At 67.7% G+C, this 25,860-nt stretch carries 28 protein-coding genes and 1 tRNA gene; 13 read left to right on the top strand and 16 right to left on the bottom strand.

Annotated elements, in window-relative coordinates:
• From ACTF4R_RS09270 to ACTF4R_RS09250, 5 genes are all read right to left on the bottom strand, one after another.
• On the bottom strand, positions 1-425 hold a 425-nt coding region (locus tag ACTF4R_RS09270; protein ID WP_440007565.1), incomplete at its 3' end, for a phosphate ABC transporter ATP-binding protein.
• Positions 418-1,986 (bottom strand): phosphate ABC transporter permease PstA, encoded by a 1,569-nt coding sequence (gene pstA, locus ACTF4R_RS09265; RefSeq protein WP_440007564.1) that lies wholly within the window; start codon positions 1,984-1,986, stop codon positions 418-420. The genes pstA and ACTF4R_RS09270, both read right to left, overlap by 8 nt.
• Positions 1,983-3,044, bottom strand: a complete 1,062-nt coding sequence (gene pstC / locus ACTF4R_RS09260; RefSeq protein WP_440007563.1) for a phosphate ABC transporter permease subunit PstC — start codon at positions 3,042-3,044, stop codon at positions 1,983-1,985. The genes pstA and pstC overlap by 4 nt, the downstream gene beginning before the upstream one ends.
• Positions 3,045-3,098: 54 nt before the next feature.
• A complete protein-coding gene (locus ACTF4R_RS09255) occupies positions 3,099-4,232 on the bottom strand; it encodes a PstS family phosphate ABC transporter substrate-binding protein (RefSeq protein ID WP_440007562.1) in 1,134 nt (377 codons plus the stop codon).
• A gap of 152 nt (positions 4,233-4,384) precedes the next feature.
• Positions 4,385-4,819, bottom strand: coding sequence for a DUF7522 family protein (locus ACTF4R_RS09250; protein ID WP_440007561.1), 435 nt, complete (start codon positions 4,817-4,819; stop codon positions 4,385-4,387).
• Positions 4,820-5,011: 192 nt separating this feature from the next.
• On the opposite strand from ACTF4R_RS09250, the gene ACTF4R_RS09245 reads away from it, so the two are divergent.
• Positions 5,012-5,743, top strand: a complete 732-nt coding sequence (locus ACTF4R_RS09245; RefSeq protein WP_440007560.1) for a GNAT family N-acetyltransferase — start codon at positions 5,012-5,014, stop codon at positions 5,741-5,743.
• A gap of 24 nt (positions 5,744-5,767) precedes the next feature.
• On the opposite strand, the gene ACTF4R_RS09240 is transcribed toward ACTF4R_RS09245, so the two are convergent.
• Positions 5,768-5,977, bottom strand: coding sequence for a dodecin family protein (locus ACTF4R_RS09240; protein WP_113275221.1), 210 nt, complete (start codon positions 5,975-5,977; stop codon positions 5,768-5,770).
• A gap of 148 nt (positions 5,978-6,125) precedes the next feature.
• Between ACTF4R_RS09240 and ACTF4R_RS09235 the strand changes: the two genes are divergently transcribed.
• Complete coding sequence (locus tag ACTF4R_RS09235) at positions 6,126-7,022, top strand: HFX_2341 family transcriptional regulator (RefSeq protein WP_433623316.1); 897 nt, start codon at positions 6,126-6,128, stop codon at positions 7,020-7,022.
• A gap of 24 nt (positions 7,023-7,046) precedes the next feature.
• Here ACTF4R_RS09235 and ACTF4R_RS09230 read toward each other — a convergent pair whose 3' ends face one another.
• Complete coding sequence (locus ACTF4R_RS09230; RefSeq protein ID WP_440007559.1) at positions 7,047-7,790, bottom strand: DUF1405 domain-containing protein; 744 nt, start codon at positions 7,788-7,790, stop codon at positions 7,047-7,049.
• 104 nt (positions 7,791-7,894) lie between these two features.
• On the opposite strand from ACTF4R_RS09230, the gene ACTF4R_RS09225 reads away from it, so the two are divergent.
• From ACTF4R_RS09225 to ACTF4R_RS09205, 5 genes are all read left to right on the top strand, one after another.
• Positions 7,895-8,803 carry a DUF106 domain-containing protein gene (locus tag ACTF4R_RS09225; RefSeq protein WP_440007558.1) on the top strand — a complete coding sequence of 303 codons (909 nt, stop codon included), beginning with the start codon at positions 7,895-7,897 and terminating at the stop codon, positions 8,801-8,803.
• A gap of 36 nt (positions 8,804-8,839) precedes the next feature.
• Positions 8,840-9,415, top strand: a complete 576-nt coding sequence (cmk, locus tag ACTF4R_RS09220) for a (d)CMP kinase (protein ID WP_440007557.1) — start codon at positions 8,840-8,842, stop codon at positions 9,413-9,415.
• Positions 9,416-9,418: 3 nt separating this feature from the next.
• The gene (locus tag ACTF4R_RS09215) at positions 9,419-10,294 is read left to right on the top strand and encodes an RNA-guided pseudouridylation complex pseudouridine synthase subunit Cbf5 (protein ID WP_440007556.1); all 876 of its coding nucleotides are present in this window, start codon (positions 9,419-9,421) and stop codon (positions 10,292-10,294) included.
• A gap of 51 nt (positions 10,295-10,345) precedes the next feature.
• On the top strand, positions 10,346-11,443 hold the full coding sequence (locus tag ACTF4R_RS09210; RefSeq protein WP_440007555.1) for a succinylglutamate desuccinylase/aspartoacylase family protein: 1,098 nt from the start codon (positions 10,346-10,348) through the stop codon (positions 11,441-11,443).
• An 82-nt stretch (positions 11,444-11,525) separates the two neighbouring features.
• Positions 11,526-11,596, top strand: a tRNA-Pro gene (locus ACTF4R_RS09205).
• Between the two features lie 88 nt (positions 11,597-11,684).
• Here the strand turns inward: ACTF4R_RS09205 and ACTF4R_RS09200 are convergent.
• The 3 genes from ACTF4R_RS09200 to ACTF4R_RS09190 all read right to left on the bottom strand — a co-directional run bounded on the left by ACTF4R_RS09200 (position 11,685) and on the right by ACTF4R_RS09190 (position 14,380).
• Entirely contained in the window at positions 11,685-12,530 is an 846-nt protein-coding gene (locus ACTF4R_RS09200; RefSeq protein WP_440007554.1) for a hypothetical protein, read from the bottom strand.
• Between the two features lie 174 nt (positions 12,531-12,704).
• Entirely contained in the window at positions 12,705-13,958 is a 1,254-nt protein-coding gene (locus ACTF4R_RS09195) for a glycosyltransferase family 87 protein (RefSeq protein ID WP_440007553.1), read from the bottom strand.
• Positions 13,959-14,011: 53 nt separating this feature from the next.
• Positions 14,012-14,380, bottom strand: coding sequence for a DUF8143 family protein (locus ACTF4R_RS09190; RefSeq protein WP_440007552.1), 369 nt, complete (start codon positions 14,378-14,380; stop codon positions 14,012-14,014).
• Between the two features lie 164 nt (positions 14,381-14,544).
• On the opposite strand from ACTF4R_RS09190, the gene secF reads away from it, so the two are divergent.
• From secF to ACTF4R_RS09170, 4 genes are all read left to right on the top strand, one after another.
• On the top strand, positions 14,545-15,405 hold the full coding sequence (secF, locus tag ACTF4R_RS09185; RefSeq protein ID WP_440007551.1) for a protein translocase subunit SecF: 861 nt from the start codon (positions 14,545-14,547) through the stop codon (positions 15,403-15,405).
• The gene (locus ACTF4R_RS09180; protein WP_433623300.1) at positions 15,402-16,964 is read left to right on the top strand and encodes a preprotein translocase subunit SecD; all 1,563 of its coding nucleotides are present in this window, start codon (positions 15,402-15,404) and stop codon (positions 16,962-16,964) included. Before secF ends, ACTF4R_RS09180 begins: the two co-directional genes overlap by 4 nt.
• 117 nt (positions 16,965-17,081) lie before the next feature.
• Entirely contained in the window at positions 17,082-17,657 is a 576-nt protein-coding gene (locus ACTF4R_RS09175) for a low molecular weight protein-tyrosine-phosphatase (RefSeq protein ID WP_440007550.1), read from the top strand.
• Positions 17,654-18,937: a carboxylate--amine ligase gene (locus ACTF4R_RS09170; protein WP_440007549.1), complete on the top strand. Its 1,284-nt coding sequence runs from the start codon at positions 17,654-17,656 to the stop codon at positions 18,935-18,937. The genes ACTF4R_RS09175 and ACTF4R_RS09170 overlap by 4 nt, the downstream gene beginning before the upstream one ends.
• Position 18,938: 1 nt before the next feature.
• On the opposite strand, the gene rnhB is transcribed toward ACTF4R_RS09170, so the two are convergent.
• Positions 18,939-19,604 carry a ribonuclease HII gene (gene rnhB, locus ACTF4R_RS09165; protein ID WP_440007548.1) on the bottom strand — a complete coding sequence of 222 codons (666 nt, stop codon included), beginning with the start codon at positions 19,602-19,604 and terminating at the stop codon, positions 18,939-18,941.
• 64 nt (positions 19,605-19,668) lie between these two features.
• Between rnhB and ACTF4R_RS09160 the strand changes: the two genes are divergently transcribed.
• Entirely contained in the window at positions 19,669-20,319 is a 651-nt protein-coding gene (locus ACTF4R_RS09160; protein ID WP_440007547.1) for an ERCC4 domain-containing protein, read from the top strand.
• Positions 20,320-20,355: 36 nt separating this feature from the next.
• Here the strand turns inward: ACTF4R_RS09160 and ACTF4R_RS09155 are convergent, their stop codons facing one another.
• The 5 genes from ACTF4R_RS09155 to ACTF4R_RS09135 all read right to left on the bottom strand — a co-directional run bounded on the left by ACTF4R_RS09155 (position 20,356) and on the right by ACTF4R_RS09135 (position 24,432).
• The gene (locus ACTF4R_RS09155; protein WP_440007546.1) at positions 20,356-21,441 is read right to left on the bottom strand and encodes a saccharopine dehydrogenase family protein; all 1,086 of its coding nucleotides are present in this window, start codon (positions 21,439-21,441) and stop codon (positions 20,356-20,358) included.
• Positions 21,442-21,497: 56 nt separating this feature from the next.
• Positions 21,498-22,361, bottom strand: a complete 864-nt coding sequence (nucS, locus tag ACTF4R_RS09150) for an endonuclease NucS (RefSeq protein ID WP_440007545.1) — start codon at positions 22,359-22,361, stop codon at positions 21,498-21,500.
• Between the two features lie 110 nt (positions 22,362-22,471).
• Positions 22,472-22,981, bottom strand: a complete 510-nt coding sequence (locus tag ACTF4R_RS09145; protein ID WP_440007544.1) for a PH domain-containing protein — start codon at positions 22,979-22,981, stop codon at positions 22,472-22,474.
• An 84-nt stretch (positions 22,982-23,065) separates the two neighbouring features.
• Positions 23,066-23,593, bottom strand: a complete 528-nt coding sequence (locus ACTF4R_RS09140; protein WP_440007543.1) for a P-loop nucleotide/nucleoside kinase family protein — start codon at positions 23,591-23,593, stop codon at positions 23,066-23,068.
• 119 nt (positions 23,594-23,712) lie between these two features.
• A complete protein-coding gene (locus ACTF4R_RS09135; protein WP_440007542.1) occupies positions 23,713-24,432 on the bottom strand; it encodes a profilin-fold protein in 720 nt (239 codons plus the stop codon).
• Between the two features lie 294 nt (positions 24,433-24,726).
• Between ACTF4R_RS09135 and ACTF4R_RS09130 the strand changes: the two genes are divergently transcribed.
• Positions 24,727-25,782 (top strand): hypothetical protein, encoded by a 1,056-nt coding sequence (locus tag ACTF4R_RS09130; protein ID WP_440007541.1) that lies wholly within the window; start codon positions 24,727-24,729, stop codon positions 25,780-25,782.
• The last annotated feature ends 78 nt before the right edge of the window (positions 25,783-25,860 follow it).

Below are 25,860 nucleotides of genomic sequence, written 5' to 3'. Positions count from 1 at the left end.
TCCCGGATGGATTTGGGGAACGGATTGGGCGACTGGAACACCATCCCCACGCGCTTGCGGAGTTCGACGAGGTTGACACCGTCCTGGTAGATCTCCTCGCTGTCGAGGGTCACCGACCCGTCGACCTCCGCGGCGTCGATGCGATCGTTCATCCGGTTGAGACACCGCAGGTACGTCGACTTTCCACACCCCGACGGCCCGATGAGCGCCGTCACGCTCTTCTCGGGGATGTCCATCGACACCCCCTTCAGCGCGTGGTCGTCACCGTAGTAGACGTCCAGGTCCTCGACGGAAAGCTTCGTCGCGCCGTCGAAGCGGTAGTCCGTCCACTCCGCTCGAATCTCCTCCTCGCTCTCGCCCGTCGTGGTCGTGTTCGTCGCCTGTTCGTCTGCCTGGTTCGGTCGGGTGATTTCGACGTTACTCATTGTGTAGCTTGCTCCGGAAGTAGAACCGGCTGCCGATGCCTATCGCGTACATTCCGAGGACGACGACGAGCAGCACCAGCGCGACTCCCCAGCCGAACTCGGCAGTGGTGAATGCGTCGCCGGGGACGTGGCCGGCAGTGATGGACGTGTAGAGCTGGTAGGGGAGCGCACTTCCCCGGTCCAGCAACACGGGGTTGGTCACGAACGGGGGCGTCGACGTGAACTCGAACGAGCCGAGCACGTCGGGGGTTCTGCTCGGGAACGGCTGCCCGCCGAACGTCAACAGCAGCGGTGCCGTCTCACCGGCGATGCGACCGACGCCGAGGATGACGCCGGTGATGACGCCCGGCATCGCCGCCGGGAGCACGACGCTCCTGACGGTCTCCCACTGCGAGACGCCCAGCGCCGCGCTGGCGTCGCGGTACTCGTCGGGGACCGCCTTGATGGACTCCCGGCTGGTGATGACCACCAGCGGCAACAGCATGAACCCGAGCACGATTCCGCCGCCCAGGAGGGACTTCGTGCCGTTGCTGACCCGCGGCAGGACGAACGCCAGCCCGAACAGCCCGAACACGATGCTCGGCGTGCTCCAGAGGCCGTTGGTCGCCACCTCGACGAGCTGCGTGAACCGACCCTTCTCGGCGTACTCGGTGAGAAAGACGGCCGCGCCGACGCCGAGCGGCACCGCGAACACCACGGCGATGAAGACGAGCCAGACGGTGCCGACGATGGCCGGCAGGACGCCGGGCACCTCTACGAAGAGGCTCGACGCGACGTTCGTCAGGAACGGAATCTCCAGGTTCCCGACGTTCGCGCCGGTCAGCACGGTTTCGAGGCCGTTGACGACGATGAACGCGACGAGGAGGCCGAGAACGGCGAGCATCCCGAAGACGCTCATGGAGACGAGCAGGAACGCTCCCTGCTGGCGACCGCGAGCCCCGAATCCCGCGCGGGCCTTCGCGGCGCTCCACGACCCGACCAGGGCCGCGACGATGGCGAGCACCGGGACGACGACCGACCCGACGAGCGTCACCGACAGGTTCTCCGGCGACCAGGTCCACCCCGCGTCGAGGAGTCCGGAGACGACGACCGCCCCGGCGAACAGCAGGAGCGCGCCCGCGGGAATCGTCGACCCGACGTCCTCGCGCGGAAGGACGGTCGCGGCCGCGAACGCCGCGCCGAGCGCCAGTGCGCCGCCGACCCAGCCGACCGGACCGAGCCCCAGCGTCTGCGAGGCGACCAGTCCGCCGACGACGACGCCGACGCCGCCGAACAGCGTGCCCGGGAGCAGGCCGGCGGTGTCGACGGGGTCCGTCGGGAGGACGCCGTACCGCGACGCGGCGCCCTGCGCGAGAATGCCCGCGCCCATCGCGAGCAGGCAGAGACCCAGCGCGTCGAACAGGGAGACGCCGAACAGGGTCGTCTCCTCGCCGACCCACTGGAACAGCGTCGTCCAGCTCGCGACGAAGACGGCGAGTCCGAGTCCGACGATGGCGGTCGCGAGCCGGTCGCCGACCGTTCCGTCCTCAACGACGAGTCTGGTCCGTCGAACGTCGCTCATCGGCTCCCCCCGAACTTCCGCTCCATGCGGGCCTCGACGTACTGCGAGACGACGCTCAGCGCGAAGACGGTCGTGAAGAGGACGACGCCGGCGGCGAACAGCGCGCTGTAGTGCGTCCCGGAGGCGTTACCGGCCTCGAAGGCGATGACGGTCGTCAGCGTCTCGCCGACGCCCCCGAACACGTCGTACAGCGGATCGGGGAACGCCTTCGTGTGCGGAATCATGACCGTCGCGGCCATCGTCTCGCCGATGGCGCGGCCCACTCCGAGGAGGACGGCCGCGGAGACGCCGGAGAACGCCGCCGGGATGGTGACGCTCTTCATCGTCTGCCAGTCGGTCGACCCGATGGCCAGCGACCCGCTCTTCATCGACTCCGGCACCGTCGAGAGCGCGTCCTCGGCGACCGTCACGATGGTCGGCAGCGCCATCACGCCGATGACCGCTCCGACCGTGAAGTAGTTGCCAATCGTCGGCGTCCGCAGCTTCGCGTAAAAGAAGTCGTTGATGATGACGAACCCGACGAACCCGTACGTGATAGACGGGATGCCGGCCAGTAGTTCGACGCCGGGTTTGACGACTTCCCTGACGGTGTCCGACGCGATTTCGCTGAGGAACAGCGCGCCCGCGATACCGAGCGGGGCAGCGACGACGGTCGCTATCAGCGTGGTCAGGGCCGTACCGAACATCATCGGTGTGAGTGAGTACGTGTCACCGCCCCACAGCGGCTTCTCCGTGCGGAGGAGGAGGTCGAGCCCCATCGCTCGCATCGCCGGCAGTGCTTCCCTGACTGTGAACGCGATGATGAGTCCGAGGACCGTCACCGTCGCTAACGTCGCGAGGAACGTGAGCCCCATCGCGGTCTCGGGCTGGTACGCGAACCAGCCGACCGCGACGAGCGCGAGGAATCCCACGACCGGAACGACGGTCCACCGCGAGCTGTTCATGAACAGGACGAACGCCGCGAGCAGGCTGACCGCTCCCAGTCCCCAGACGGCCAGTGCGCCGTCGTCGTGCTGCGTCCGATAGTTGGTTACGCGTGTCGATAGTACGTCTAGCATCTGAATAATGTGGTCGAGGTGATTGCGGCGGCTACTCTCGCTACGTCCGAGACGTCACTCGTACTTGCTCGGCTTGACCTTCTTTCGCTGCTTCTCGAGCCGGTCCTTCGGGAGCGCGAAGTAGTTGTTACCCTTCACGAACATATCCTGTCCGAAGTCGCTGAGGACGAAGTTGAGGAACGCCGCCTCCTGTGCCGAGGTGTTCTCCCACGTGTACGCGTGGAGGTCGCGCGAGAGCGGATACTCCTTCGCCCCGAGGTTCTTGCCGTACTCGTAGACGGTGTCCTCGATCTTGAGCGCTATCGGCGGGACCTGGCCGCTGGGCTGGACGAACGCGAGCGCGATGTACGCGATGGCGTTGTTGGCCTTGGAGACGGCCTGCTGGAGCTGCTGGTTCTTCCCGTAACGCTGGTCGGGGTCGATAGACGCCTTGGGGTCGCCGTAGACGTTCTTCCGGAACGCCGTGTCGGTACCGGAACCCTGGGCGCGGCCGAGCGCGAGGATGTCCCGGTCGGGGCCGCCGACCTCGCTCCAGTTCGTTATCTTGCCCTTGTATATCTTCTTGAGCTGCGAGAGGGTGATCTGCTCGACGCCCGCGTCCTTTATCTCCTTGCTCACGACGATGGGCTGGCCGTCGACGCCGACGACGTGGTCGACGAACTTCTTCATCTTGGAGTCGGAGACGTTCTTCCCGGCGAGTTCGGCTTTCGCCGACGCGCTCGAGTCGCCGATGTCGACGCGTCCGTTCATGACGCCTTCGATACCGGTTCCGGAGTGCGAGAGCGCGATGCTCACGCGGAACGGCGGCTTCGACCGCTTGCCGGTCGCCTCGTAGCCGTACTTGCCGGCGAAGAAGTCCGCCAGTCGCTTGTCCGTGCTGTACTGCTCTTTCGCCCACTTCTTCGGCCAGTAGTCCTCGTCGCCGGGTTCGGGGTTCGAGTTCCAGTAGCTCGCGGCCGTGTTCGTGATGGGGAACACGGTCGAGGAGCCGTCTCCCGTCAGGACGTCGGTCTGGAGTCCCTTCTTCCCGCCGCCGGTATCGTTCCCGTTGCCGTCTCCCGTCGTGTCGTTACCACTGCCGCCGGAGCCAGCACACCCTGCGAGCGCGAGGGCGCTTGCAGTTCCTGTCGCCGCGATGAACGTTCTCCGCGAGGTGCCATCTTCGAGACGCTCGGTGTTACGCGTCATCCAGTCGGAACTGCGCAGTATCGGTTGAAAACGCCTTATAATAGGGGTACGTAGCGTCTACCGTCCGAACGTACGTCTCAATTCGGACACGTTCTAGTGTTTGTGCTATATAGAAACAGGCCGCGGTTCGGACCCGGAAGGGTCCGCCACGTTCACGCGCTCGGGGCCACCGACGCGAGTTCGTATCTCGACGCCGTCTCCTCCACGCGTTCGTTGAGCGCGGCGAACTCGTAACCGCCGTCTCGCTGGTCGAAGCTGGCGAACACGCCGAGACGGTAGCCGTTCTCCCCGAAGAACGTTCGGAACTGCTCGAAGTCGTCGAACCCTCGGGCCGTGTACTGGTAGGACGCGTAGTACAGCTGGTCGTACGTGTCGCGGGTGACGAACCCGTACCGCTCGTTGTCGACGAACCGGGCGACGTCCACCGTTTCGAGTTTCTCGGCCACGTCCTCACGGAGGTAGAGGGCTTCGAACGCCGACTGGTCGAACAGCCAGACGTCGCGGAGCGACTCGCCTCCGAACTCCGAGAAGACGGAGGCGAGCGCCGTCTTCGCGTCGTCTTCAGGTGCGTCGTTCTCGTCGCGCATGCGATGGGATATCAGGAACACCATCCATAAAAACTATGTTATGTTACTATTCCGATAGCCCCCGGCGGCCATGTCGTCGCCGGCCGAAGGTCGGCCGAGCCGGACGTCCGAACGTCTCCGTTCGAGCGGTCGGGACTCCTTCGAGCGCTCCCCGGCGTTAAAGATAAGTACTGCGGTCTGGTAACACGATACATGGAGTTCTCCGAGAAACTAGAGTTCGGCCACGACGACCGCCGCCGAATCTACGAGTACGTCGAACGGCACGGGGCCGTCGACGCCGAGGACGTGCAGGAGACGCTGCACGTCGACCCCGGCGGGTTCCGCCATCACGTCGCCATCCTCCGTCGGGACGGCTACCTCTCGGAAGACGACGGCGTCCTGACGGTCGCGCTGGAGACCGGTGCCGAGGAGGAGTACGAGACTGACGACGTGGAGTTCACCATCCGGCCCGCGCGCCAGGAGGACCTCACGGGTATCGTGGGCGCCATCCGGCAGGTCGCCGAGCAGGGACGCTACATCGTCGCCGAGAGCGTCGCCGACGAGATCGACCATCAGGAGGCGTTGCTGCGGCACAACGAACTCGAGTCCCGGATGTTCTTCGTCGCGATGGTCGGCGAGGACGTGGTCGGGTGGGTGCACCTCCACGCGCCCGAACTCGACAAGCTCAGTCACACCGCCGAGCTTACCGTGGGCGTGCTCGACGAGTACCAGGGCAACGGCATCGGGAGCCACCTGCTCGAGCGCGGTCTGGAGTGGGCCGCCTCGAACGGCTACGAGAAGGTGTACCAGAGTGCGCCCTCGACGAACGAGCGCGCCATCGAGTTCCTCTCGGACCACGGCTGGGAGACGGAAGCCGTCCGGGAGAACCACTACAAGATCGACGGCGAGTACGTCGACGAAGTGATGATGGCCGTCGAACTCTGAGAGAACCGCACCGCCGTCCGGTCGTCACTCCCCGTGGTGGACCGGGAACGCCACTTCGACCGTCGTCTTGTACTCCGTCACCTGACCGTCCTCGACGTTCGCGGTCCAGTCCTCGACCTCGATACCGTGGATGTCGTCGATGGTCTGGCTCGCCTCCTCGACCGCCTCGTGGGCCGCAGCTTCCCAGGACTCCTCGGACGTGCCCAGCACCTTGATGATTTTTACTGCCGTCATGGCCAGGTGGAGTACGCTAGCATCCGTATAGCTCGTTGTGGCCGCACGGGGTGGGGTCGGGGCAGCCGGACCGGGGAACGGCAACGTGACCCCAGTGCGCCGGGCCGGCGACGAGAGGTTTAACAGCGCGTCTCGAGAACCGTCTCGCATGCAGACCCACATCGTCCCGGTCGGGTTCGACTACGACCGGCTCATCGCGCCGCTGGTGCGCGACCAGCTCGACGTGGACCGGGTCGTCCTGCTGGAGGGGGCGGTCGGGAGCCAGGCCAACGTCGAGTACTCCCGGAACCTCTCCGAGAAACTGGAGAAGGACTTCCGGAACCTGCTCGGCGCGGCGACCGAGCGCGTCGTCGTCGGCGACGTGTACGACTACGACGCCGCCTTCGAGCAGGCGTTCGACCTCATCAACGCGGAACTGGACCGCGACAACGAGGTCTGGGTGAACATCTCGGCGATGCCGCGGACGGTCAGCTTCGCCTTCGCCACCGCCGCCCACTCCATCATGGTCGAACGCCAGGAGGACCGCGACCGCATCCACACCTACTACACCGCCCCGGAGAAGTACCTCGAAACCGAACTCGCCGAGGAGCTTCGCGAGCAGATAGACCTGCTCTCGGACCTCCGCGAGGACGGCGTCGACGACGGACGCGTCGACGAGCGCCTCGACAGCGCCCGGGACCTGCTCGCGGAGTTCGACGAGCGCGGGACGACCATCGGCGCGAAGGAGGTCGACGGCGGCCACATCGTCGAACTCCCGGTCGCCTCCTTCTCGAACGTCAAGCCGTTCGAGGAGCTCATCCTCTTCACGCTCGGCGAGCACGGCGAGTTCGAGAGCGTCAGCGAACTCGCCCAGGAGCTCGCCGGGGAACTCGGCGAGGAGTACACCGACAGCTTCCGCTCGAAGGTCATCTACAACGTCGACCGCCTCGGGCCGGGCGGCAAGGGGTACGTCGAACAGGAGGAGCACGGCAAGTCCTACCGGACGACGCTGTCGCGCATCGGCGAGCTGTGGGTGCGAGCTCACGCGAACGGCGACCGGCGGTAGCCGGCGACCGGCGAGAGTCGGGAATCACCTGCCGGACGACGGTCGGGCGTCGGCTTCCAGCTTCTTCACCCGCGTCGACAGCGCCAGGAACGTCGCGGCGAGCGTCAGCACGACCGCGCCGGCCGCCGCTATCTCGTGGGTCGGCGAGGGGTGGCTGAACCCGACGACGTCGCTGGCCTCGACGAGGCGCTGGCTCGGCAGCGTGGTGTGGTGGGGCGTGCCGACGAGTGGGACGAAGTAGTCCACGAGGTCGTTGAACCCGTACCAGACGACCGCGACGAAGACGGCCCACACGGGGAAGTCGCTGTAACGGTAGATGAGAAACGCCTCAGCGACCATGGCGAGGTGGCTGCAGAAGAGGAAGGCGTACATCGGCCAGCCGACGCCGATGAACCCGGGGAAGAAGGCCGCGAGGACGAACGGTGTCCACGCGCCGAGCTTGATGCAGCCGAAGAACGCCAGCGCGTTCACCCACTCCTGGTTGCGGCCGAGCTTCCACAGCCCCAGCGAGAGCGCGATGAACAGCGTCGCCACGGGGCTGTCGGGGACGAGCGGCCACATCACGGCGGGCTCGCCGGCGAACTGCCACGTTATCAGCGGGTCCGACGTCGGCAGCGGGTGGAACCCGTAGTACCAGAATCCGAAGGCCGTTCCGAGGAGGTTGACGGCGACGATGAGCCAGGCCGCCCGGAGGCCGAAGTCCTCCAGCCACGCCGGCAGCGGCGCGACGTACCGCGGCAGGTCCTCGCGCGCCGGAAGGTCACCCATGTCCGCGGCGAGGGATGGAGCAGGCAAAGACTCTTCGATGCGCTCGGTGCCAGCGCCGCATCGAGAGAGAAGGTTGATTAACGGCGAATCCCAACTCATCGGCAATGGCACGGACAGCGAAGAAGGTAGAATCGCTCATCGCCGAGGACGGGGCGATGGCGGACGCTATCTCGACGGTGTACGAACGCACCGACGAGGGCACTCGCGAGGTCCAGTGGGGCGACGTGAGCGACGACATCACGAGCGGTCAGTGGGGTCGCCTCATCGAGAAGGGCATTCTCGTGGACGGCGACGAAGGGTTCGAACTCTCGAACCCCGACGCGGTCGAGCGAGCGCTCGAAGACGAGGACGCCACCGTATCGGCGACGACGAGCACCGACGACGACGTCGACGACGAGGGGAGCTCGTGGTCGAAGTGGGACAAGATAGCGGCGGTGGCCAGCCTCGGCCTGTTCGCCGGCTACTCCATCGGCCCCATCAAGAACACCATCGGGAGCATCCTCAACGTCGCGCTGGGTCCCATCGAGAGCGTGTTGCCGTTCTACGTCGTCATCATGATTCTCGCCATGCTGACGGGGCTGTACTCGACGCTCCTGCAGGACAACCTGATGGACATGGAGAAGATGGGCGAGTACCAGGAGCGGATGAAAGAGATACAGGAGAAGCGCAAGGAGGCGAAAGAGCGCGGCGACGACGAGGAGATGGAGCGCATCCGCGAGGAGCAGATGGACGCCATGGGCGACCAGGCCGGGATGATGAAAGAGCAGTTCCGGCCGATGGTGTGGACGATGTTCCTCACCATCCCCGTGTTCCTCTGGATGTACTGGCGGATCAGCTCCGCGAGCGCAGCAGTATCGCCGTCGGGGCTCGTCATGCCGCTCGTCGGCCAGGTGTCGTGGACGCAGGGCATCATCGGCCCGATGCAGGCGTGGATCGTCTGGTACTTCCTCTGTTCGATGGGGTTCACCCAGCTCATCCGGAAGTCGCTGAACATCCAGACGACGCCGACGTAACAAAACCTCTTTGTCTCCCCTGCTCGCAGTGCGGATATGTTGATCACCGTCTCCGGACCGCCGGGTGTCGGAAAGAGCACGACGGCCTCCGAACTCTCTGCGACGCTCGACCTCGAACACATCAGCGGTGGGGATATCTTCCGCGAACTCGCCGACGAGCGAGGCTACACCACGCTGGAGTTCAACAAGCTGGCCGAGCAGGACGACCAGATAGACCGCGACCTCGACCAGCGACTGCGCGACATCGCCGCGAACCGCGACGACGTCGTCCTCGAATCGCGGCTGGCGGGCTGGCTGGCCGGCGACCACGCCGACTTCCGGGTCTGGCTCGACGCGCCGCTCGCCGTCCGGGCCGAGCGCATCGGCAACCGGGAGGACAAGCCGGTCCAGAAGGCCCGCGAGGAGACCGCCGCCCGCGAGGGCAGCGAGGCGGACCGCTACCAGCAGTACTACGGCATCGACATCACGGACCTCACCATCTACGACCTGTCCATCAACACCGCCCGCTGGGACGCCGACTCCGTGGTGGACATGCTCGAAACCGCCGTCGAGGAATACGACCCGGCGGCCGACGAGGGGAAGTACCCCGTCGAGATGGACTACGACTTCTGACCGATGAATCTCCGTGGCCCACCGGACGAGCGCGACCCCCGCGACCTCCTCGAGTTCGGCGTGGTCAACCTCGACAAGCCGCCGGGACCCTCCGCACACCAGGTCGCGGCCTGGGTCCGTGACCTCTGCGACGTCGAGCAGGCCGCCCACGCCGGCACGCTCGACCCCAAGGTGACGGGGTGTCTCCCCGTGCTCACCGGTGCGGCGACCCGGCTCTCGCAGGTGTTCCTCGAGGGGACGAAGGAGTACGTCGCCGTGCTGGAACTGCACGGCGACCCGCCCGCCGACGTCGAGGCCGTCGCCGCCGAGTTCGAGGGGCCGATCTACCAGAAGCCGCCCCGGAAGAGCGCGGTCGTCCGCCAGTTGCGCGTCCGGGAGATCCACTCCCTCGACGTGCTCGAAGTCGAGGGACGGCAGGCGCTGCTGCGGATTCGTTGCGAGAGCGGGACCTACGTCCGGAAGCTCTGTCACGACCTGGGGCTGGCGCTCGGGACGGGCGCGCACATGGGCCACCTGCGGCGGACGGCGACCGACCCCTTCGACGACACCGACCTCGTGACGCTGCACGACCTCTCGGACGCGCTCGCCAGATGGCGCGAAAACGACGACGACGACTGGTTGCGCGAGGTCGTCAGCCCGGCCGAGCGCTCGCTGGACCACCTTCCCCGGGTGACAGTGGCGTACAGCGCCGCCGAGGAGATCGCGAACGGCGCGCAGGTGTACGCGCCGGGCGTCATCGACGCCGAGGCCGCCGCCTCGGACGACGGACTCGTCGCCTGCTACACGCCCGACGACGCGGTGGTCTGTCTCGGCCGGATGGTCGGCGACCCCGACGCCGAGCGCGGCCGGGTCGTCGAACTGGAGCGCGTGCTGGTCTGACTCGACTGCCGGTTCGCGCGCTTTTTTGACACCGCCGGAACACCTCCGCGTATGCAAGTCGGCACCGCCGAATCCGCGCCCGGCGAACTCGCCACCGGGTGGCTCGACGTGACGGACCTCCCCACCGGAACGCCCGAACGACTCCCCGTCCTCGTCGCGGAGGGCGAGGACGACGGCCCGACGCTGTGGATCACGGCCGCGATTCACGGCGACGAGGTGACCGCGATGGCGACCGCACAGGACGCGGTGGACGAGGACCTCGCGGAGCGCCTCCGCGGGACCGTCGTCTGCCTGCCGAACCTCAATCCCGCGGGCCTCCGGCGGAACGCCCGGACTTCCTACTACCACGGCGACGACCCGAACCGCTACTTCCCGGACCCGGACGCCGACGGCTCCCGCCCGCCGCGCGTGCAGGAACTGATCGACGAGCGCATCTTCGAGGCGTTCGCCGACTCCGCGGACGCGCTGATCGACCTCCACACCGCGCAGGTCGGCTCCGTGCCGTTCGTCATCCGCGACCGCGTGCTCTACGGGGAGGTGTCGGGAACGGCGGACGGCGACGAACGGCGCGCGGAACGCGACGAGGACGAGGCCCGGGACCTCGCCGACCAGCTGGACCGGCTCGCGGACGCCTTCGACTTCCCGGTCGTCAACGAGTACGCCGCCGAGGAGTACACCGAGCGGAACCTCCAGCGCTCGACCGCCGGCGCGGCGCTGAACAACGCCGGCATCCCGGCGTTCACGGTCGAACTCGGGAGCCACAGCGTCGTCGAGGAGGACGCCCGCGCCCTCGGCGTGACCGGCCTCCGGAACGCGATGTGCGAACTCGGGATGCTGGACGGTGACCCCGAACCGACCGGCCTCGACGCTCCGGTCGACTTCCCGGTCAAGCGCGCGGTCCATCCCCACGTCGACGCCGCGGGCGTCGTGCGCCACCGCGTCGCGGCCGGCGACGTAATCGAGGCGGGGGAGGTGGTCGCGGACGTTGTGACGCCTCACGGCGAACGCCAGGCGACCGTCGAGAGCGAGCACGACGGCTACGTCCTCGGGCGCTTCGAGGGCGTCGCGGCGTACGAGAACGACCCCGTGGCGAGCCTCGCGGTGCGGGACGAGGGAGACCTCGTCGTACCGCGCGACGCCGGAGAGTGATAGCAGTCCGGCGGCGTGCCGCGGTTCCGCGCGCGAAACGAAGCGCTTAAACAGGGGACGCGCATTTTTCGAGTTGCAAGGCGGGACCGTGGGGTAGTGGTATCCTCTGCGCATGGGGTGCGTTGGACCCGTGTTCGAATCACGGCGGTCCCACTTCTGCCTTCCATTACTAATACTCTTAACGAGAAACAGCGGCTAGATACATTGCCTCTGTCCGAAATCCAACCAAGGGCGTATATAATTATTCACCCTCATTTTTTCTAGTGCGAAGACGGGGTGACCGCTCTTGAATGGCTATATGATTTGTCTGCTCTTCTCCATAGATTTTGTATTCCGGGGAAAACCGGTCTTCAAGAGCATTTACATCAGAGGCATTTGGTATTGGCCTCCATATTTTTGACTGGAATAACAAGACAAAGTGTGCCAGTAGAAGTAGGAGCAGAATATGATTGAGTGGTCCAAGAAGAACAAAGCCCAGTAGAAGAATAAAGGTCATTTTTGCCATATACTTCTGAAACATCATAGGAAGGAAGTACAAAATCCGGAAAAGATGCTCTAACTCTACTGACTCCATCATTTTCCTTAATTGTTCAAAGCATATCTCTAGTCTGTGTTGGCGTGGTGGTGGGGTCAGTTCCTTCCCTAGAGTTTCCTCAAGTTCCGTATGTCGCCCTTGGTCAAACACTGCTTTCCGACCAATATGGTCAAAATAGTCTACAACCTCCTTAAGAAACCCATTTTGAACAACTCGACAGGGTACTAGAGGAATCTCTTCAGGAGCTTTGTTTAGAACAATAGCGAGAGTGTGCTGTACTTGTACCGTTTCGTGCTTTGGCCGAGAACTGGGGCCTTCTGGTCCATATATCGCTCGTGTCGTACCGTGAAGTTCTATAGCACCAATGACGGCAAATACAGAGAAAATTAGAAATAGCAAGGATAAACCAAAAGAATGACCAAGTATTGATACTTGGGAAAAAGAAGCTACTACTGGATTGTCCGTCTGTGTTCCAAGATAGCCGAAGGTGACCGCGGGAAGATAAAAAACCCCGTACGACAATTCACCAACAGAACTCCCTGAGACGCTCATTAATTATACGTTTAATCACCATACCAATTAAATATATATTCTTTGGTGGCTATCGCCTTGTCCAAAATGAGAATTTCCTCATAGGGAGATTGAGTTGACTCCACAGAGCATAGGAAATTCTGTCTTAGCCTATTCCTTAACGAATAGGAGGACCCGCCCCCAGGAAATTCTCCGTCAGCCGAGTTCACGCGACCGGCCGCTAACAGTGGCGGACCGCCCCGACGACGCCCTGCGGCGAGCGTGGCAGACGCAGGCCGCGAGCGTCAGCAGGCAGCCGTACAGCAGCGGGGTTCCGAGGGTGAACAGGGGTTCGGCGACCGCGAGGACGGCCGAGCGCACGCCCGGCGGGGGCGAGAGGGCGTCGAGGACTCGCCGGACGCTTCGCAGCGTCGCCGGGAGGCTGGCGACCAGCGCCCCCGCGACGAACAGCCGTCCCGCGCGACCCTCCAGCAGGTAGAGCAGGGGGACGAGGGGGAAGTAGAGCAGGGGGAAGTAGACGAAGTACGTCGGGAAGAACAGGAGGACGGCGACCAGCGTGACGTGGACGCCGACGAGTCGGTCGGTCGCCGTGTCGAGGCCGCGGTAGCAGTAGGCGACGACGGGCGCGAGCAGCGCCGCCGCCAGCACGGGGAACAGCGTCGGGTCCAGCCCCGGCAGGAGCACCGACAGCGGCCGCCGGAGCGTGAAGTACGGCGCCGCCGGCGCGAGACCGCCGGCGAACGCCTCCCGGTGCAGGCGCGGCAGCACCGCGTCGTGGAGCCACGTGCGGTGGGCGTCGAGTCCGAAGAGGGGGACGCCGACGAGCAGGAGGCCGCCACCGGTCGCGACCGCCGCGGCGACGGCCCGCCAGGCGCGCCGCCGGAGCAGCCAGAGGCCGACGCCGGCCGGGAACACCTTCACCAGCGCCGCCAGGCCGAACGCGACGCCCGAGGTCTCCTCGTCGCCGCGTTCGAGCGCGACGAACCCCAGGGCGAGCGCCAGCGCGAGCGGGAGGTTCGTCTCGCCGTAGAACAGCGACGGCACGGTGTGGACCGACAGCAGGACGTAGCCCACGACGAGCGCGACGTCGACGGGTGCCAGGGGGTAGCCCCGGCGTTCGACGGACCGCACGACGAGCAGCGCCAGCGCCAGTCCGGCGGCGAGTTCGAGGACGGTGAAGAGCGCGAACGAGACGAGCCAGTCGCCGACGAGCGCGAAAGGGTAGAACGGGAGAATCGTCACCGGCGGGTAGACGTACCCGTACGCGGGATGGGCGGGCGGGGAGACGGCGTACATCCCCTGGCCGGCGAGGCTGGCCCGCGCCGCGTAGTAGTACACCTGGAAGTCCATGCCGAACTTCCAGGACTGCACGACGGACTTGTACGCCAGCATCGCCACGCCGAGCACGAGACCGCTTGCGAGCACGAACCGGGGACCGACGCGTCGCACGTCCGGGCGCTCGCGTCGGGGGTACTTTACGGTAGTGGTCGGCGGTTCGAGAGCTATCCGCGTCGGTCGTCGCCGCCGTTCCAGCCGTACTCGACCCCGTCGTCGCGGTCGTCGCCGCCGTTCCAGCCGTACTCGACCCCGTCGTCGCGGTCGTCGCGGTCGCTCCAGCCGTATTCGACGCCGTCGTCGGCGTCGTCCCGACCGTCGCCGGACGGGGCGTCGCTCGCGGGTGCGTCCCGGCGCGCGACGCGCTCGGCGCTCTCCCAGTCGTGGCCCTCGGTCCGTTCGCGCTCGGTCTCGGAGTCGACGAGCGCGTAGAGGACGAGCGGTGCGGCTATCGCCAGCGCGAGGACGGCCAGGAACGCGAATCCGAAGCCGGGGGTGGACAGCGGCAGGAGCGGAAACACGTCCAGAAACGCCATCTCGCGGGGCTTAGTCCTTCCGCCGGCCCGGGTCGGCGGTCGAGGGAGGCAGCGGCGGGGACGCCGTCGAGGAACGAACCGGCCGACGTGCCGCGACTAGAAACGACCGACGTGGCCGTAGTAATTAAGAAAGCTTATTCGAGACGACCCCGGACCCAATCACCATGGTAGAGTTGCAAGTGCCGGAGGTCGATTACACCCGGTACTCGAACCGACAGCTCGCGAGCGTTCCACTCGCCGTCCTGACGCTCGCGTTGCTGGTCATCGCCGGCTGGTACGTGACCACCGGCGCACCGGTGAGCCCCGGCACCGAGTTCACCGGCGGCACTGAGATGCGTATTCAAACGGACACACCGCAGTCGCAGATAGATGCACAGTTCGACGCCGAGGTGACCTCGGTGACCGCGACGCAGTCGGGGACGAACACCTACATCGTCGAGTTCCAGTCGACGAACACCGACGCCCTTCGCGCGCAGGCGAACCAGGCGGGATTCGAGATACTGTCGCTACAGAGCACGTCGGCGAGCTTCGGGGGTAACTCCCAGCAGCTCGCGCTGTACGGCCTCGCCGCCGCGTTCGTCGGCATGAGTCTCCTCGTCTTCGCCATGTTCCGGACGTTCGTTCCCTCCGTCGCCGTCGTCGTCTCGGCGTTCAGCGACATCGTCATCCCGGTCGCACTCATGAACGTCCTGGGCATCAAGCTCTCGCTCGGCACCGTCGCCGCGCTCCTGATGCTCATCGGTTACAGCGTCGACTCCGACATCCTGCTGAACAACCACATTCTACGCCGCTCGGGCGGGTTCTACGAGAGCACGTACCGTGCGATGCGGACCGGCGTGACGATGACGCTCACCTCCATCTCCGCGATGTCGGTGATGACGCTGGTCGCCGCGTTCTACGGTATCGACCTGCTCACCGCCATCGGCGTCGTGCTCGTGATGGGACTGGCGACTGACCTGATGAACACCTACATGCTCAACCTCAGTCTCCTGCGCTGGTACAAGTACGAGGGGGTAGCCCGATGAGCCTCCGAAGCAACTGGCGCGTCATTCTGCTCGTCCTCCTCCTGCTCGGCAGCACGTTCGCGCTGTTCGCACCCGGAGGAGCCGTCGCCGGCGGTAGCGACGGGAACAACTTCACCACCAGCACCAGCGACGGCCCGACGAATCTCAAGTTCGGCCTCGAACTGGCCGGCGGGACTCGCATCCGCGCGCCCGTCCAGGGCGTGACCGCCGAGGACGTCCAGTTGACGCGGGACGTCAGCCAGAGCGAGGCCCAGAAGCGAGTCGCCGACAATCTCTCCGGCGCCGACGTCGGGGACGTGATGGTCCGCCGGACCCAGGAGGGCACCACCGTCGAGGTGTTCGTCGATAACGTGACCACGGCGGAACTGCAGACCGCCCTGGACCAGGCCGGCATCGAGTACGGTTCGGTCCGGACGGGCGTCACCGACACGACGCGCGACGAGATCGTCCGCATACTCAGCGACAAGATATCGAAGGCCGGCCTCGCCGGCGGACGCGTCCAGCAGGTGACGACGGCGACGAACGAGCACTTCATCGTCGTCGAGATGCCGAACGCGAACCAGAGCCGGATGAAGGAACTGGTGACGAGCAAGGGGAAGGTCCAGATCGTCGCACACTACCCGACCCAGAACGGGTCGGAGAACACGACGGTCCTCCGCCAGGGCGACTTCGCCAGCATCGGGTCCGCCGAGCAGGACCAGAGCGGCACGTCCTACGTCTCGGTGACGCTCAACCAGCAGGCCGCCGAGCGGTTCGCCCGCGTCATGAACCAGAACGGGTTCACGAGCGGCGAGGGCATCCAGGCCTGTAACTACCCGGCGAGGAACGCGAACAACGCCGGCTACTGCCTGTTCACGGTCGTCGACGGTCAGGTGGTCTACGGCGCCGGGATGGGCAGCGACCTCGCCCCGTCCATCAGGAGCGGCAAGTTCGTCCAGAACCCGCAGTTCCGGATGATAACGGGCAACATGTCGGAGGCGCGCGAACTCCAGATCAACCTCCGCGCCGGCGCGCTCCCGGCGGCGCTCGACACCCAGGCTGGCACGACGACCTACCTCGCGCCCAGCCTCGCGACGGACTTCAAGGTCCAGTCGCTCATCGCCGGGCTCGCGGCCGTCCTCGCGGTCAGCGGCACGGTCTTCGTCCGCTACGGCAAGCCGCAGGTCGCGCTGCCGATGATAGTGACGGCGCTCTCGGAGGTGGTCATCCTGCTCGGGTTCGCGGCCGCCGTGCAGTTGCCGCTCGACCTCAGCCACATCGCCGGGTTCATCGCGGTCATCGGGACCGGCGTGGACGACCTCATCATCATCGCCGACGAGGTGATGGCCGAGGGCGACGTCTCGTCGGGCCGCGTGTTCCAGTCGCGGTTCCGGAAGGCGTTCTGGGTCATCGGAGCCGCCGCCGCGACGACCATCATCGCCATGAGTCCGCTGGCGGTCCTGTCGCTCGGCGACCTCCAGGGCTTCGCAATCATCACCATCCTCGGCGTGCTCGTCGGCGTGCTCGTCACGCGCCCGGCGTACGGTGACATCCTCCGGTACCTGCTCACCGACCGCTGAGAAACCCCCTTCTTGCCGTTCACTACCGATACAAGCACGGCCTGACGCCGTCACAGGCGGCGATTACGCGGACAACGATGCGTCCCCTATAACAGCGCGGTCGTGGAATCGGGGACGATGCTCGACCACCTCCACCACGGCCGGAGACGCGTCGCCGTCGAGATGGACCGACTCCGTCTCCGGGCCTCGAACGGCCGCGTGCTCGACGCCGAGACGGCGGTCCGGTCGCTCCCGTCCGACCCCGGCGTCGTCTTCCTCTGTCTCGGGAACATCTGCCGCAGCCCGCTCGCGGAGCGCTACTTCCGGACGCGTATCGAGGAGACGGACTGCGACCCGTCCCTCGTCACCTCCGCCGGATTCGTCGACGCCGAGGGCCGGGAGAGCCCCGATCCGGCGGTCTCGGCCGCCCGCGAGCACGGCGTCGACCTCGCCGACCACCGCTCCCAGCGCGTGAGCGATCGCCTGCTCGACGCCGGCGACCTCGTCCTGCTGATGGACGCCTGGAACTACCGGGACCTGAAGCGGGAGTTCCCGGCCGCGCTGGAGAAGACCTGCTTCCTGAAGGCGTTCGACCCGGGGACGGACTTCGAGATAGCGGACCCGTACGGCGACGACCCCGAGGAGTTCCGTGCGGTCTACGACGAGGTGACCGACGCCGTCGACGAACTCGTCGACGCGCTCGCGAAGCGATGAGCGAGGCGGTCGTCGTCCCCGCCATCGGAACGGGTAGCAGTCTCGCCTGCGTGCGGTCGCTCGGCCGGCGCGGGATTCCGGTCGTCGCGGCCGCCGCGTCCGAGAGCGCGCCGGCGGCGGCCTCGAAGTACTGCCGCGAGACGGCCGTCGTCCCCGACCCGTCGACGGGCCTCGGGGCCTACCGCGACGCCCTGCTCGCGCTCGCCGACCGCGACGACGTGCTGACGGTCGTTCCGCTGCGCGAACCGGACGCCTACGTCCTCGCGCGGAACCGCGACCGGTTCGCCGAGCGCGTCGCCGCGCCGTGGCCGGCGTTCGAGACGTTCGAGCGCGTGCGCGACCGCCGCCGCCTCTTCGACGTGGCCGAGACGGCGGGCGTCCCGGCACCCGAGACGGAGGTACTGGACGGGTGGGACGTCCGGGCGCGCGACGCGGTCGTCAAGTCCCGCTACACCGTGCTGGTCGAGGGCGACGCCACCGCGTATCCCGACGTGACCGTCGTCCCGGCCGGTACCGACCCCGACCCGGACGCCCTCGAAGAGCGGATGGGTCACCGCCCGCTCGTCCAGGAGTACGTCCCGGGCACCGACGAGTACGGCTTCTTCGCGCTCTGTGACCGCGGCGACCCCGTGGCGACCTTCCAGCACCGGCGGGTGCGGAGTTACTCCTACACCGGCGGCGCGAGCGTGTTCCGGAAGGCGGTCGACGAACCAGACCTCCGGAAGCACGGCACCGCGCTGCTGTCGGCGCTCGACTGGCACGGACCGGCGATGGTCGAGTTCCGGCGCGACCCCCGCGACGGCCGGTTCAAACTGCTGGAGGTCAACCCCCGCTTCTGGGGGTCGCTCCAGCTCGCGGTCCACGCCGGCGTCGACTTCCCCCACGAGTACTACCGCCTCGCGGCCGGCGACGGAGCGTCCACCGGGAGGGGAGAACCGGCACGCGAGACCGGCGACAGGCCGTCCGACGTGGCGGCGGAGTCGGCGTACGAGACCGGCGTGGGCAGTCACGTCCTCCGGGGCGAACTCGCGTACCTCGCCAGTCTCCTGCGCGAGGGCCACGACGACCCCGCCGAGCGACCGTCGCTACCGGAGGAGACGGCGAGAATCCTGGCGTCGCTCTGGCGGGAGCCGAACTTCGACTACTGCTCGCGCGACGACCCGAAGCCGTTCGTCCGCGACGCGGCCGGGGTCGTCGACGAGTACGCGCCGTCGCTGTCGGGCGTCGCGGCCGCCGGGCGTGCGGTGCCGACGGTCGCGCGACGACTCTGGCGCGGGTGAGTCAGAACTCGTCGAGCGCGGACTGCTCGCGGGCGGCCAGCACGTCCTCGCAGGTGCTCCAGGAGGCGCGCGCGCAGTCGGGGAGGTCGCCGTGGTCGGCGACGTACTCCCGGAGGAACTGCCGGGTCGTCGGGTCGCTGGGGTAGCCCGACCCGAGGTCGCCGTACTCCTCTGCGAGGCGGTCGACGTGGGCGTCGCGTTCGACCTTGGCGACGACGCTGGCCGCCCCGACGACCGCGTAGCGCTCGTCCGCGCCGTGCTCCGCCGTCACCGAGACGGGGACCGAGGCGGCGTCCGCGACCCGGCGCGCGAACCGTCGTTCGCTGGTGTCGCCGGCGTCCACGACGCCCCGTTCGTCCGCCTCGGCGACCCGCGAGACCGCTCGCGCCTGGGCCGCGACGGTCAGCGCGTTCATGTCGGTCGCCGGCGCGTCGATGCGCTCGACCGGAACCTCGGCGACGCCGACCGCGACGCCGTCGCTCGCGCGCAGGTCGGCCGCCAGTTCCTCACGGCGGGCCGGCGCGATGTTCTTCGAGTCGTCGACGCCGTCCGGCAGGTCGGCGGGGTCGTCCACCGCGACCGCCGCGGCGAACATCGACCCGAGCACCGGTCCCTTGCCCGCTTCGTCCGCCCCGAACACGGTCGACCGATGGCGGTCGCGGTACATGGTCGTTGCCCTTCGCGGTCCGGCGAGCGTCACGCATTCGTTCGCCCGGCGCGTACGCCGGGGTATGGTACGCGTCGCCGTCGACGACCGGGAGCCGTCGGTCGTCGTTCGGGAACTCAGGGAGCATCCGGACGTCACGGACGTCGAGGTCCGGCGGTTGGAGGCCGGTGACCTCGTGGTCGGGAAGACAGGGTTCGAGCGCAAGACGCTCGACGACTACGTCGGGTCGGTCGTCGGCCGGACCGGGTCGGACCTGCGCGACCAGGTGCTGAAGCTGACCGAGGGGTACGACCACGCCTACGTCCTGCTGGAGGGCAACCTCTCGGACGTGGCCGACATGAACCCCGAGGTCCGGCAGGCGGTCGTCCACGGGTCGATGGCGTCGTTCACCGCGCGCCACGACGCTCCGGTCCTGCCCTGCTCCGACTGCGAGCGCCTCGTCGACGTGGCGGTCCGCATCGGCCGCAAGCATCTCGAATCCCCCACCGCGCGTCCCGTCCCCTCCGGAACCGTGACGGGACGGACGGCGCCGACGACCAAGCGAATCTACGGCTGCATCGAGGGCGTCGGCCCCGCGACGGCAGACGCGCTGTACGAGGCGTTCCCGACCGTCGAGGCGCTGCTCGACGCGTCGGAGGCCGAACTGCTCGACGTGGCGGGCGTCGGCGAGAAGCGTGCCCGCGCCGTCAGGGCGGCGTTCTGCGAGACGGACTGAGGAGCGGTGGACGCCGCGCCGGCGGCGCGTCCCTCGTCACTCGCCCGGGTTCGCCTCGACGACCGCGCCCTGGCCGACGTCCTCCCGTTCGACGCCGTCGAACTCCAGCACGAAGTCGGGCCCGAACGCCGACGCGGGCGTCTGGAAGCCGGACTCGACCTCGCCGTCGGCGACGCGCCGGGCGGCCTCGACCGCGGTCCGGGCCGTCAGTTCGTAGGTGTCCGGCGCGCGGAGTCGCGCCGTCGCCCGGTTACCCTCGTCGTCCTCGACCTCGCCCCACACCCGACTGACGCTCTGGGCGCGCTCCTCCGCGGTCGGGCCGGAGACGGTCGCGTCGACGACCGCCTTCATCGCGCGCTGGACCGGCCGCGACCCGAGGACGGACGACAGCGGCCCCGTCCGGCGCATCACGGAGAGGGCGTACTCGGGCACGGTGGCGTAGGTCTCGATGTCGTCGATGCCCGTCGTGTAGTAGGCGGTCGAGACGTCGCCCCAGGGGATGGTCACCGCCGTCTTCGGCCCCTGACCGAAGTCAACGTACCGGGTCTTCCAGGCCGCCGGGACGGTCCGGATGGTGCCGTCCTGGCGCACCGCGCCGGGCCGCGACAGCCCCTCGACGATGGATTTCGCCGTTCCCGGCGAGAAGGTGCCGAGGCCGTCGATGGCGAGCGTGAGCTTCGTCGGCGACGACAGCTTCGACCGGAGGTGGGCGGCCAGACAGTCCGTCGGCACCACGTCGAACCCGGCACCCGGCAGCAGTGTCACGTCGGCGTCCTCGGCGTCGACGTCCCGTCCAGCGACGGTCTCGAGGACGTCTATCTCGCCGGTGATGTCGAGGTAGTCCGTCCCCGCCGCCAGGCACGCCGTCGTGAGCGGCCCGGCGGTCGAGGAGAACGGGCCGGCGCAGTTCAGGACCGCCGAGACGTCTTCGATTCGGTTCTCGACCACCTCGGGATGTTCGAGGCTGAACACCCGGTGGTCGAGTCCGAGGTCGGTCGCCTGGCGCTCGACCTTCGCGGCGTTCCGTCCCGCGAGAACGGGCGAGAATCCCCGGTCGACCGCGGTCTCGGCGATCAACGCCCCCGTGTAGCCGTACGAGCCGTAGATGAGCACGTCGTCCATAGTGGAACGTGGAGCGGAAGTCGAAAAAACGCAGGGGCCGAACGCGTCGCGACCGTTCAGAAGTCGGTCAGCTTCGCCTCGGTCGCGCCCTTCGCGTCGGTGTCGAACTCCGAGAGGCCGACGAACTCCAGGCCGTCGTCGCGGAGGGCGCGCTCGACGCGCTCGGAGGCCGAGGGCGCGACGAGCATCCCCCGCACGTCCCCGTTTCCGGCGGCCTCTCGCGGGTCGCCAGACGCCGAGGCGGTCTCCTTCGAGGCGGTGTCGTCGCCGCCGAGCGACGCCGTCGAACTCTCCCCCGTCTCGTACAGCGAGACGTACCGCTTGAGCTGGTCGAAGTGGTTCAGCGTCGCCTGGATGCGCTTTACCTCGACGACCACCGGGGTTCCGTCCTCGTCGCGGGCGAAGAAGTCGATGAAGCCGTACTTCGTCTCGCGCTCGTGTTCGACGATGCGCAGTCCCTCTTCCAGCGCGTCGGGGTTGGACTCGATGTACTCGTGCATCTCCGCCTCCGTCCCCGACTCCTCGTACGTCGCCCCGTCGGTCGCGTCGAACCGCGTCAGCGCGTATGCCTCGTGGACGCGCACCTCGACGCGCTCGTTCGGGTTCGTGCGACGCGCGAGCAGGACGGCGGTCCGGGACGGCTCGTCTGCAGCGTCCGCCTCGCTCACGCGAGCGGAGACGGTGCCGCCGCCCGGCATCCAGTTCACCGGCTCGTTGCCGGTCGGCTGGTGGACGAGGAACGTCCCGTCGGGCTTGGCGACCAGGAGGCGGTCGCCCGGCCCGAGATAGCCGCTCGTGCGTCCGTCGTACTCCACCTCGCAGTGCGCCTGTACCGTCAACACCGCACCGTCCCTGAACGCCGTCTTCGCCGCCTCGACGAGGGCGTCCGGGTCCGGCGCGTCGAATTGCTCGACGACCATCCGTTCTCGGCGGTGGTTCCCTCCGGAGCAAAAAGGTAGCTGATTCGCGGCGAGAGCGCAGGTCACTGCGAGACGCGACCATCCGGGTCGCTGGCGCGCCCCGAGGCGAGTCACACCGACGTGGCTCTGGTCCCGCTCTTGGCTCCGGTCGCGTCGGCGATGAGTCCGTTCACGCGCTCCGGTTCGCGCACGCAGTCGAACACGATCTCCGGAACGTCGTTGCCGGCCGTGTCGAGGGTGAGGTCGCCGCAGTTCGCCGGTCGCTGGAGGAGCGACTGCGCGAGCGAGACCGTCTGGACGCGTTCGAGACGGACCGTGTTCTGGTGCTTGTTGAGGAGCCCCGTCTTCTTGTACGCCTTCTCCGTGGTGACGACGTAGGTGATGGTCCTCGTCGTGACGTAGGCCGCCGCGGCGACGACCACACCCGCGACCACCGCGAGCCAGCCGAGCAGTCGCCAGTCCGGCGGGAGGAACGTCGCTCCGACGAGGCCGAGGACGGTCGCGACGGCGGCGACGACGAGCCACCGTTTCACGAGATACAGGCTCGGATGGTCGCTCCACACGACCGTTTCCTCGTGTCCGAGCGTCACCCAGTCCGGCGCGTCTTCGTCAGTGGACATACGTTCAGTAGTCGCGCGGGCCCCTTATTTGTCGGGAGCTACCGGAAACGTGAACAGTCGCCGAGAGCGAACGGTGGAAGAGAGTCAGAACCGGTCGTCGACCTGCCGGTAGGTCTCCTCGAGCGTCCCGGAGTTGTCCACCGTCACGTGGTCGACGGAGATGGGGTCGAACCGCTCGCGGTAGGTCGCGTACACCTCGAAGTCCGCGTCGCTCTCGTCGTCCTCTCGTTCGGCTATCCGCTGGCGGACCCCGGCTTCGCCGCACTCGACCCGCACCAGCGAGAACCCGACGTCGGTCGTCGCCGCGAGCGACCGGGCACGCTCGCGGTCGCGCTCGCGCCGGAACGTCGCGTCGAGGACGACGCTGCCCCCGTCTTCGAGCGTCGTGCGCGCACGGTCGAACAGTTCCCCGTACACGCGCCGGGACTCCGCCTCGGTGTACTCCGGGTCGGAGTAGAGGTCCTTGCGGACCACGTCCGTCCTGAGGAGTCGCCCGTCCACGCGCTCTGCGACGCGTTCGGCGACGGTCGTCTTCCCGACGCCCGGCAGCCCGCAGACCGCGACGAGCGTCGGCGTTCGCGCTCGCGCGTCGGTCGCGTCGACCTCAGCCACCGGAACCACCTCTCTCTCGAGTCCGGCCCGAACGAGCGGTCGCGGAAGTTTCAGTCATTCGAGTAATGCTGGCGGTGAACCCCATATCAATGTAGCGCAACCGGGTTCGGCGCGGCCGCTCACAGCGAGACGTGCGAGAGGTCCGACTCCAGTCCGTCGACGTGGGCGTTGAACGCCTCGACGAACGCCGCGAACTCGCCGGCGAGTTCGCGCACGTCGCGTGCCGACGGCGGTTCGTACTGCGAGAGCAGGTAGACGCCGCCCTCGCCGCCGACCCGGAGGTACGACGCGCCGTCTCCGTCCCACTTGAGCTCCCACCGGGTGCCGGACACCCGCGTCGAGAACGTCCCGTAGTCGCCGCCCTCGTACCGGGAGAGTTCGTGGGCCATCCGGTCGGTCGCCTCGCGGACGCGTTCCAGGATGCGGTCGCGCTCGCTCACGACGGCGTCGGTCGACTCGACCGCGGGGAAGTCGGCGGACACGTCGTCCAGCACGCCGTCGAGCGACGCGACGTAGCGGTTGTACGACGCCACGAAGGCGTCGTAGTCCGCCAGCGCCGCCGCGAGCGCCTCCGGTTCGGGCTGGCGCTTGGTCGAGACGACGTACGTCTCGCCGCGACCGCCGTCGAAGCGGAGGTACTGGAGGTCGCCGGCCTCGTACTTGACCGTCCACTCCCCGTCGTCGGTCCCGAACGTCCGCTGGCCGTAGTCGCCCCCCTGGAGGCGGGCGAGTTCGCGCGCGATCTGGCCGGCGTGGTCCCGGACGCGAGCGACCACCTCGTCCCGGCGCTCGGCGACGGTCTCGGTCGAATCGACGTCCATCTCGAACGGCTCTGTCATCCACTCGTCGTCGGGGTCCGAGGGAGATAACGGCTGTGACGCCGACCGGAGAGCGCCGACGGAGCGGTTCGGCGACGACGGCCCGGAACCGGTCGCGTTCGCTCGACGGTCGCGGCGTCGGGCGTTCGTCTCGCGGTCGTTCTCGTCGGCTCCGGATTCGCCGAGGAAATCGGAGCAATCCTGCAGTTCAGGACATCCCTAAGAGCCGGACGCGGGCTAGGCGGTTCGTTCCAGCGGACGCCGACGGAAAACGGTGGCCGCGACTTATCAGTTCTGCCGGCGAAGACGGTCACCATGCAATCGACGTACCTCGGCCGGCGGACCGTCATCGCGGCGAGCGCCGGCCTCCTGACGCCGGGAGTCGCCGCCGGCGGCGACAGAGACCGCGACGCGAGCCAGCGCGACCGGGACGGGGGCGGCGCACGCAACCGCCTCGTCGTCGCGGGGGGTAGCCCCGAGAACGTCGTCGAGTACCAGTTCGTCGTCAGCGGTCGAGCGCGCAGGAGCGGGCGAGCGGGCGACGCGCCGGTCGACGACAGCGCCGTCACCGTCGACGAGGAAGACCGGATCGAGGACGGTAGCCTCGCCAGCGGGGCCGTCGCGGGCGGAGCCGACGCCTACGTCTTCACCGGGCGGATATCCCGGTTCAACGTCTCGCTCACCCGCCGGAGCGCCGACGAGGTTCGACTCTTCCTGAACGGCGAGCGCGTCCGGCCGAGCGAACTTGGCGACGATTCCACCGCCGGGACGCCCGTCGAGTTCCTCGACTGCAACACGGCGGTCGTGACCGGCGACTTCGAGGGCGTGCAGTTGAACGTGAGCTTCTGGGCCGAGAGCGGCCTCGGAACGAGCGTCCTCTTCCCCGGTCCCGTCAGCGGCGTGACGACGCTCCACCCCGCCGACCAGTTCGCCCCCGACCCCTTCGCCATCGATTCGGTCCGCCTCGACCCCGACCCCATCGAGACGCCGGGTGCGCCGGCGCAGTTCAGCGCGGCGAACCCCTTCGCCGGGCCGTGGTGCGAGGACGAGGAGAACCAGTTCCCGAACCACCTGGTCGTCGCGGGCGGTAGCCCCGAGAACGTCGTCGAGTACGGGTTCGCGGTGACCGGCAGCGCGAGGAAGACGGACAGCGCGGGCGACGCCCCCGTCCCCGAGAGCGCGGTCACCGTCGACACGGAGGACCGGATTGCGAACGGGCGGGTCGGCGGTGCCGTCGCGGGCGGGGCCGACGCCTACCGCTTCTCCGGGGCGATAGCGGCGTTCCGCGTCGACGGGTCCGCGGCGGTCTTCCTGAACGGCGAGCGCGTTCGACCGGACGACCTCCACGGGTCGGCGCGCTCCGGCGACTGAACCGACGGGGCGGACGGCGGCGGTCGGTCACGGTCGCCTACCATGGCGAACCGCCAAGAGCGGACCGCCGCGGGTCGA

It is taken from the genome of Halomicrococcus pelagicus, from assembly GCF_051917725.1.
Taxonomy (GTDB): Archaea; Halobacteriota; Halobacteria; order Halobacteriales; family Haladaptataceae; genus Halomicrococcus.
The sequence above is the reverse complement of the archived record's forward strand: the minus strand, read 5'-3'. Positions and strand labels throughout refer to the sequence as shown.

Excerpts from the sequence above, each read along its gene's own strand:
- pstA (WP_440007564.1), bottom strand. The coding sequence starts at position 1,986 with ATGAGCGACGTTCGACGGACCAGACTCGTCGTTGAGGACGGAACGGTC.
- pstC (WP_440007563.1), bottom strand. The coding sequence starts at position 3,044 with ATGCTAGACGTACTATCGACACGCGTAACCAACTATCGGACGCAGCAC.
- ACTF4R_RS09255 (WP_440007562.1), bottom strand. The coding sequence starts at position 4,232 with ATGACGCGTAACACCGAGCGTCTCGAAGATGGCACCTCGCGGAGAACG.
- ACTF4R_RS09250 (WP_440007561.1), bottom strand. The coding sequence starts at position 4,819 with ATGCGCGACGAGAACGACGCACCTGAAGACGACGCGAAGACGGCGCTC.
- ACTF4R_RS09245 (WP_440007560.1), top strand. The coding sequence starts at position 5,012 with ATGGAGTTCTCCGAGAAACTAGAGTTCGGCCACGACGACCGCCGCCGA.
- ACTF4R_RS09240 (WP_113275221.1), bottom strand. The coding sequence starts at position 5,977 with ATGACGGCAGTAAAAATCATCAAGGTGCTGGGCACGTCCGAGGAGTCC.
- ACTF4R_RS09235 (WP_433623316.1), top strand. The coding sequence starts at position 6,126 with ATGCAGACCCACATCGTCCCGGTCGGGTTCGACTACGACCGGCTCATC.
- ACTF4R_RS09230 (WP_440007559.1), bottom strand. The coding sequence starts at position 7,790 with ATGGGTGACCTTCCGGCGCGCGAGGACCTGCCGCGGTACGTCGCGCCG.
- ACTF4R_RS09225 (WP_440007558.1), top strand. The coding sequence starts at position 7,895 with ATGGCACGGACAGCGAAGAAGGTAGAATCGCTCATCGCCGAGGACGGG.
- cmk (WP_440007557.1), top strand. The coding sequence starts at position 8,840 with ATGTTGATCACCGTCTCCGGACCGCCGGGTGTCGGAAAGAGCACGACG.
- ACTF4R_RS09215 (WP_440007556.1), top strand. The coding sequence starts at position 9,419 with ATGAATCTCCGTGGCCCACCGGACGAGCGCGACCCCCGCGACCTCCTC.
- ACTF4R_RS09210 (WP_440007555.1), top strand. The coding sequence starts at position 10,346 with ATGCAAGTCGGCACCGCCGAATCCGCGCCCGGCGAACTCGCCACCGGG.
- ACTF4R_RS09200 (WP_440007554.1), bottom strand. The coding sequence starts at position 12,530 with ATGAGCGTCTCAGGGAGTTCTGTTGGTGAATTGTCGTACGGGGTTTTT.
- ACTF4R_RS09190 (WP_440007552.1), bottom strand. The coding sequence starts at position 14,380 with ATGGCGTTTCTGGACGTGTTTCCGCTCCTGCCGCTGTCCACCCCCGGC.
- secF (WP_440007551.1), top strand. The coding sequence starts at position 14,545 with ATGGTAGAGTTGCAAGTGCCGGAGGTCGATTACACCCGGTACTCGAAC.
- ACTF4R_RS09180 (WP_433623300.1), top strand. The coding sequence starts at position 15,402 with ATGAGCCTCCGAAGCAACTGGCGCGTCATTCTGCTCGTCCTCCTCCTG.
- ACTF4R_RS09175 (WP_440007550.1), top strand. The coding sequence starts at position 17,082 with ATGCTCGACCACCTCCACCACGGCCGGAGACGCGTCGCCGTCGAGATG.
- ACTF4R_RS09170 (WP_440007549.1), top strand. The coding sequence starts at position 17,654 with ATGAGCGAGGCGGTCGTCGTCCCCGCCATCGGAACGGGTAGCAGTCTC.
- rnhB (WP_440007548.1), bottom strand. The coding sequence starts at position 19,604 with ATGTACCGCGACCGCCATCGGTCGACCGTGTTCGGGGCGGACGAAGCG.
- ACTF4R_RS09160 (WP_440007547.1), top strand. The coding sequence starts at position 19,669 with ATGGTACGCGTCGCCGTCGACGACCGGGAGCCGTCGGTCGTCGTTCGG.
- ACTF4R_RS09155 (WP_440007546.1), bottom strand. The coding sequence starts at position 21,441 with ATGGACGACGTGCTCATCTACGGCTCGTACGGCTACACGGGGGCGTTG.
- nucS (WP_440007545.1), bottom strand. The coding sequence starts at position 22,361 with ATGGTCGTCGAGCAATTCGACGCGCCGGACCCGGACGCCCTCGTCGAG.
- ACTF4R_RS09145 (WP_440007544.1), bottom strand. The coding sequence starts at position 22,981 with ATGTCCACTGACGAAGACGCGCCGGACTGGGTGACGCTCGGACACGAG.
- ACTF4R_RS09135 (WP_440007542.1), bottom strand. The coding sequence starts at position 24,432 with ATGACAGAGCCGTTCGAGATGGACGTCGATTCGACCGAGACCGTCGCC.
- ACTF4R_RS09130 (WP_440007541.1), top strand. The coding sequence starts at position 24,727 with ATGCAATCGACGTACCTCGGCCGGCGGACCGTCATCGCGGCGAGCGCC.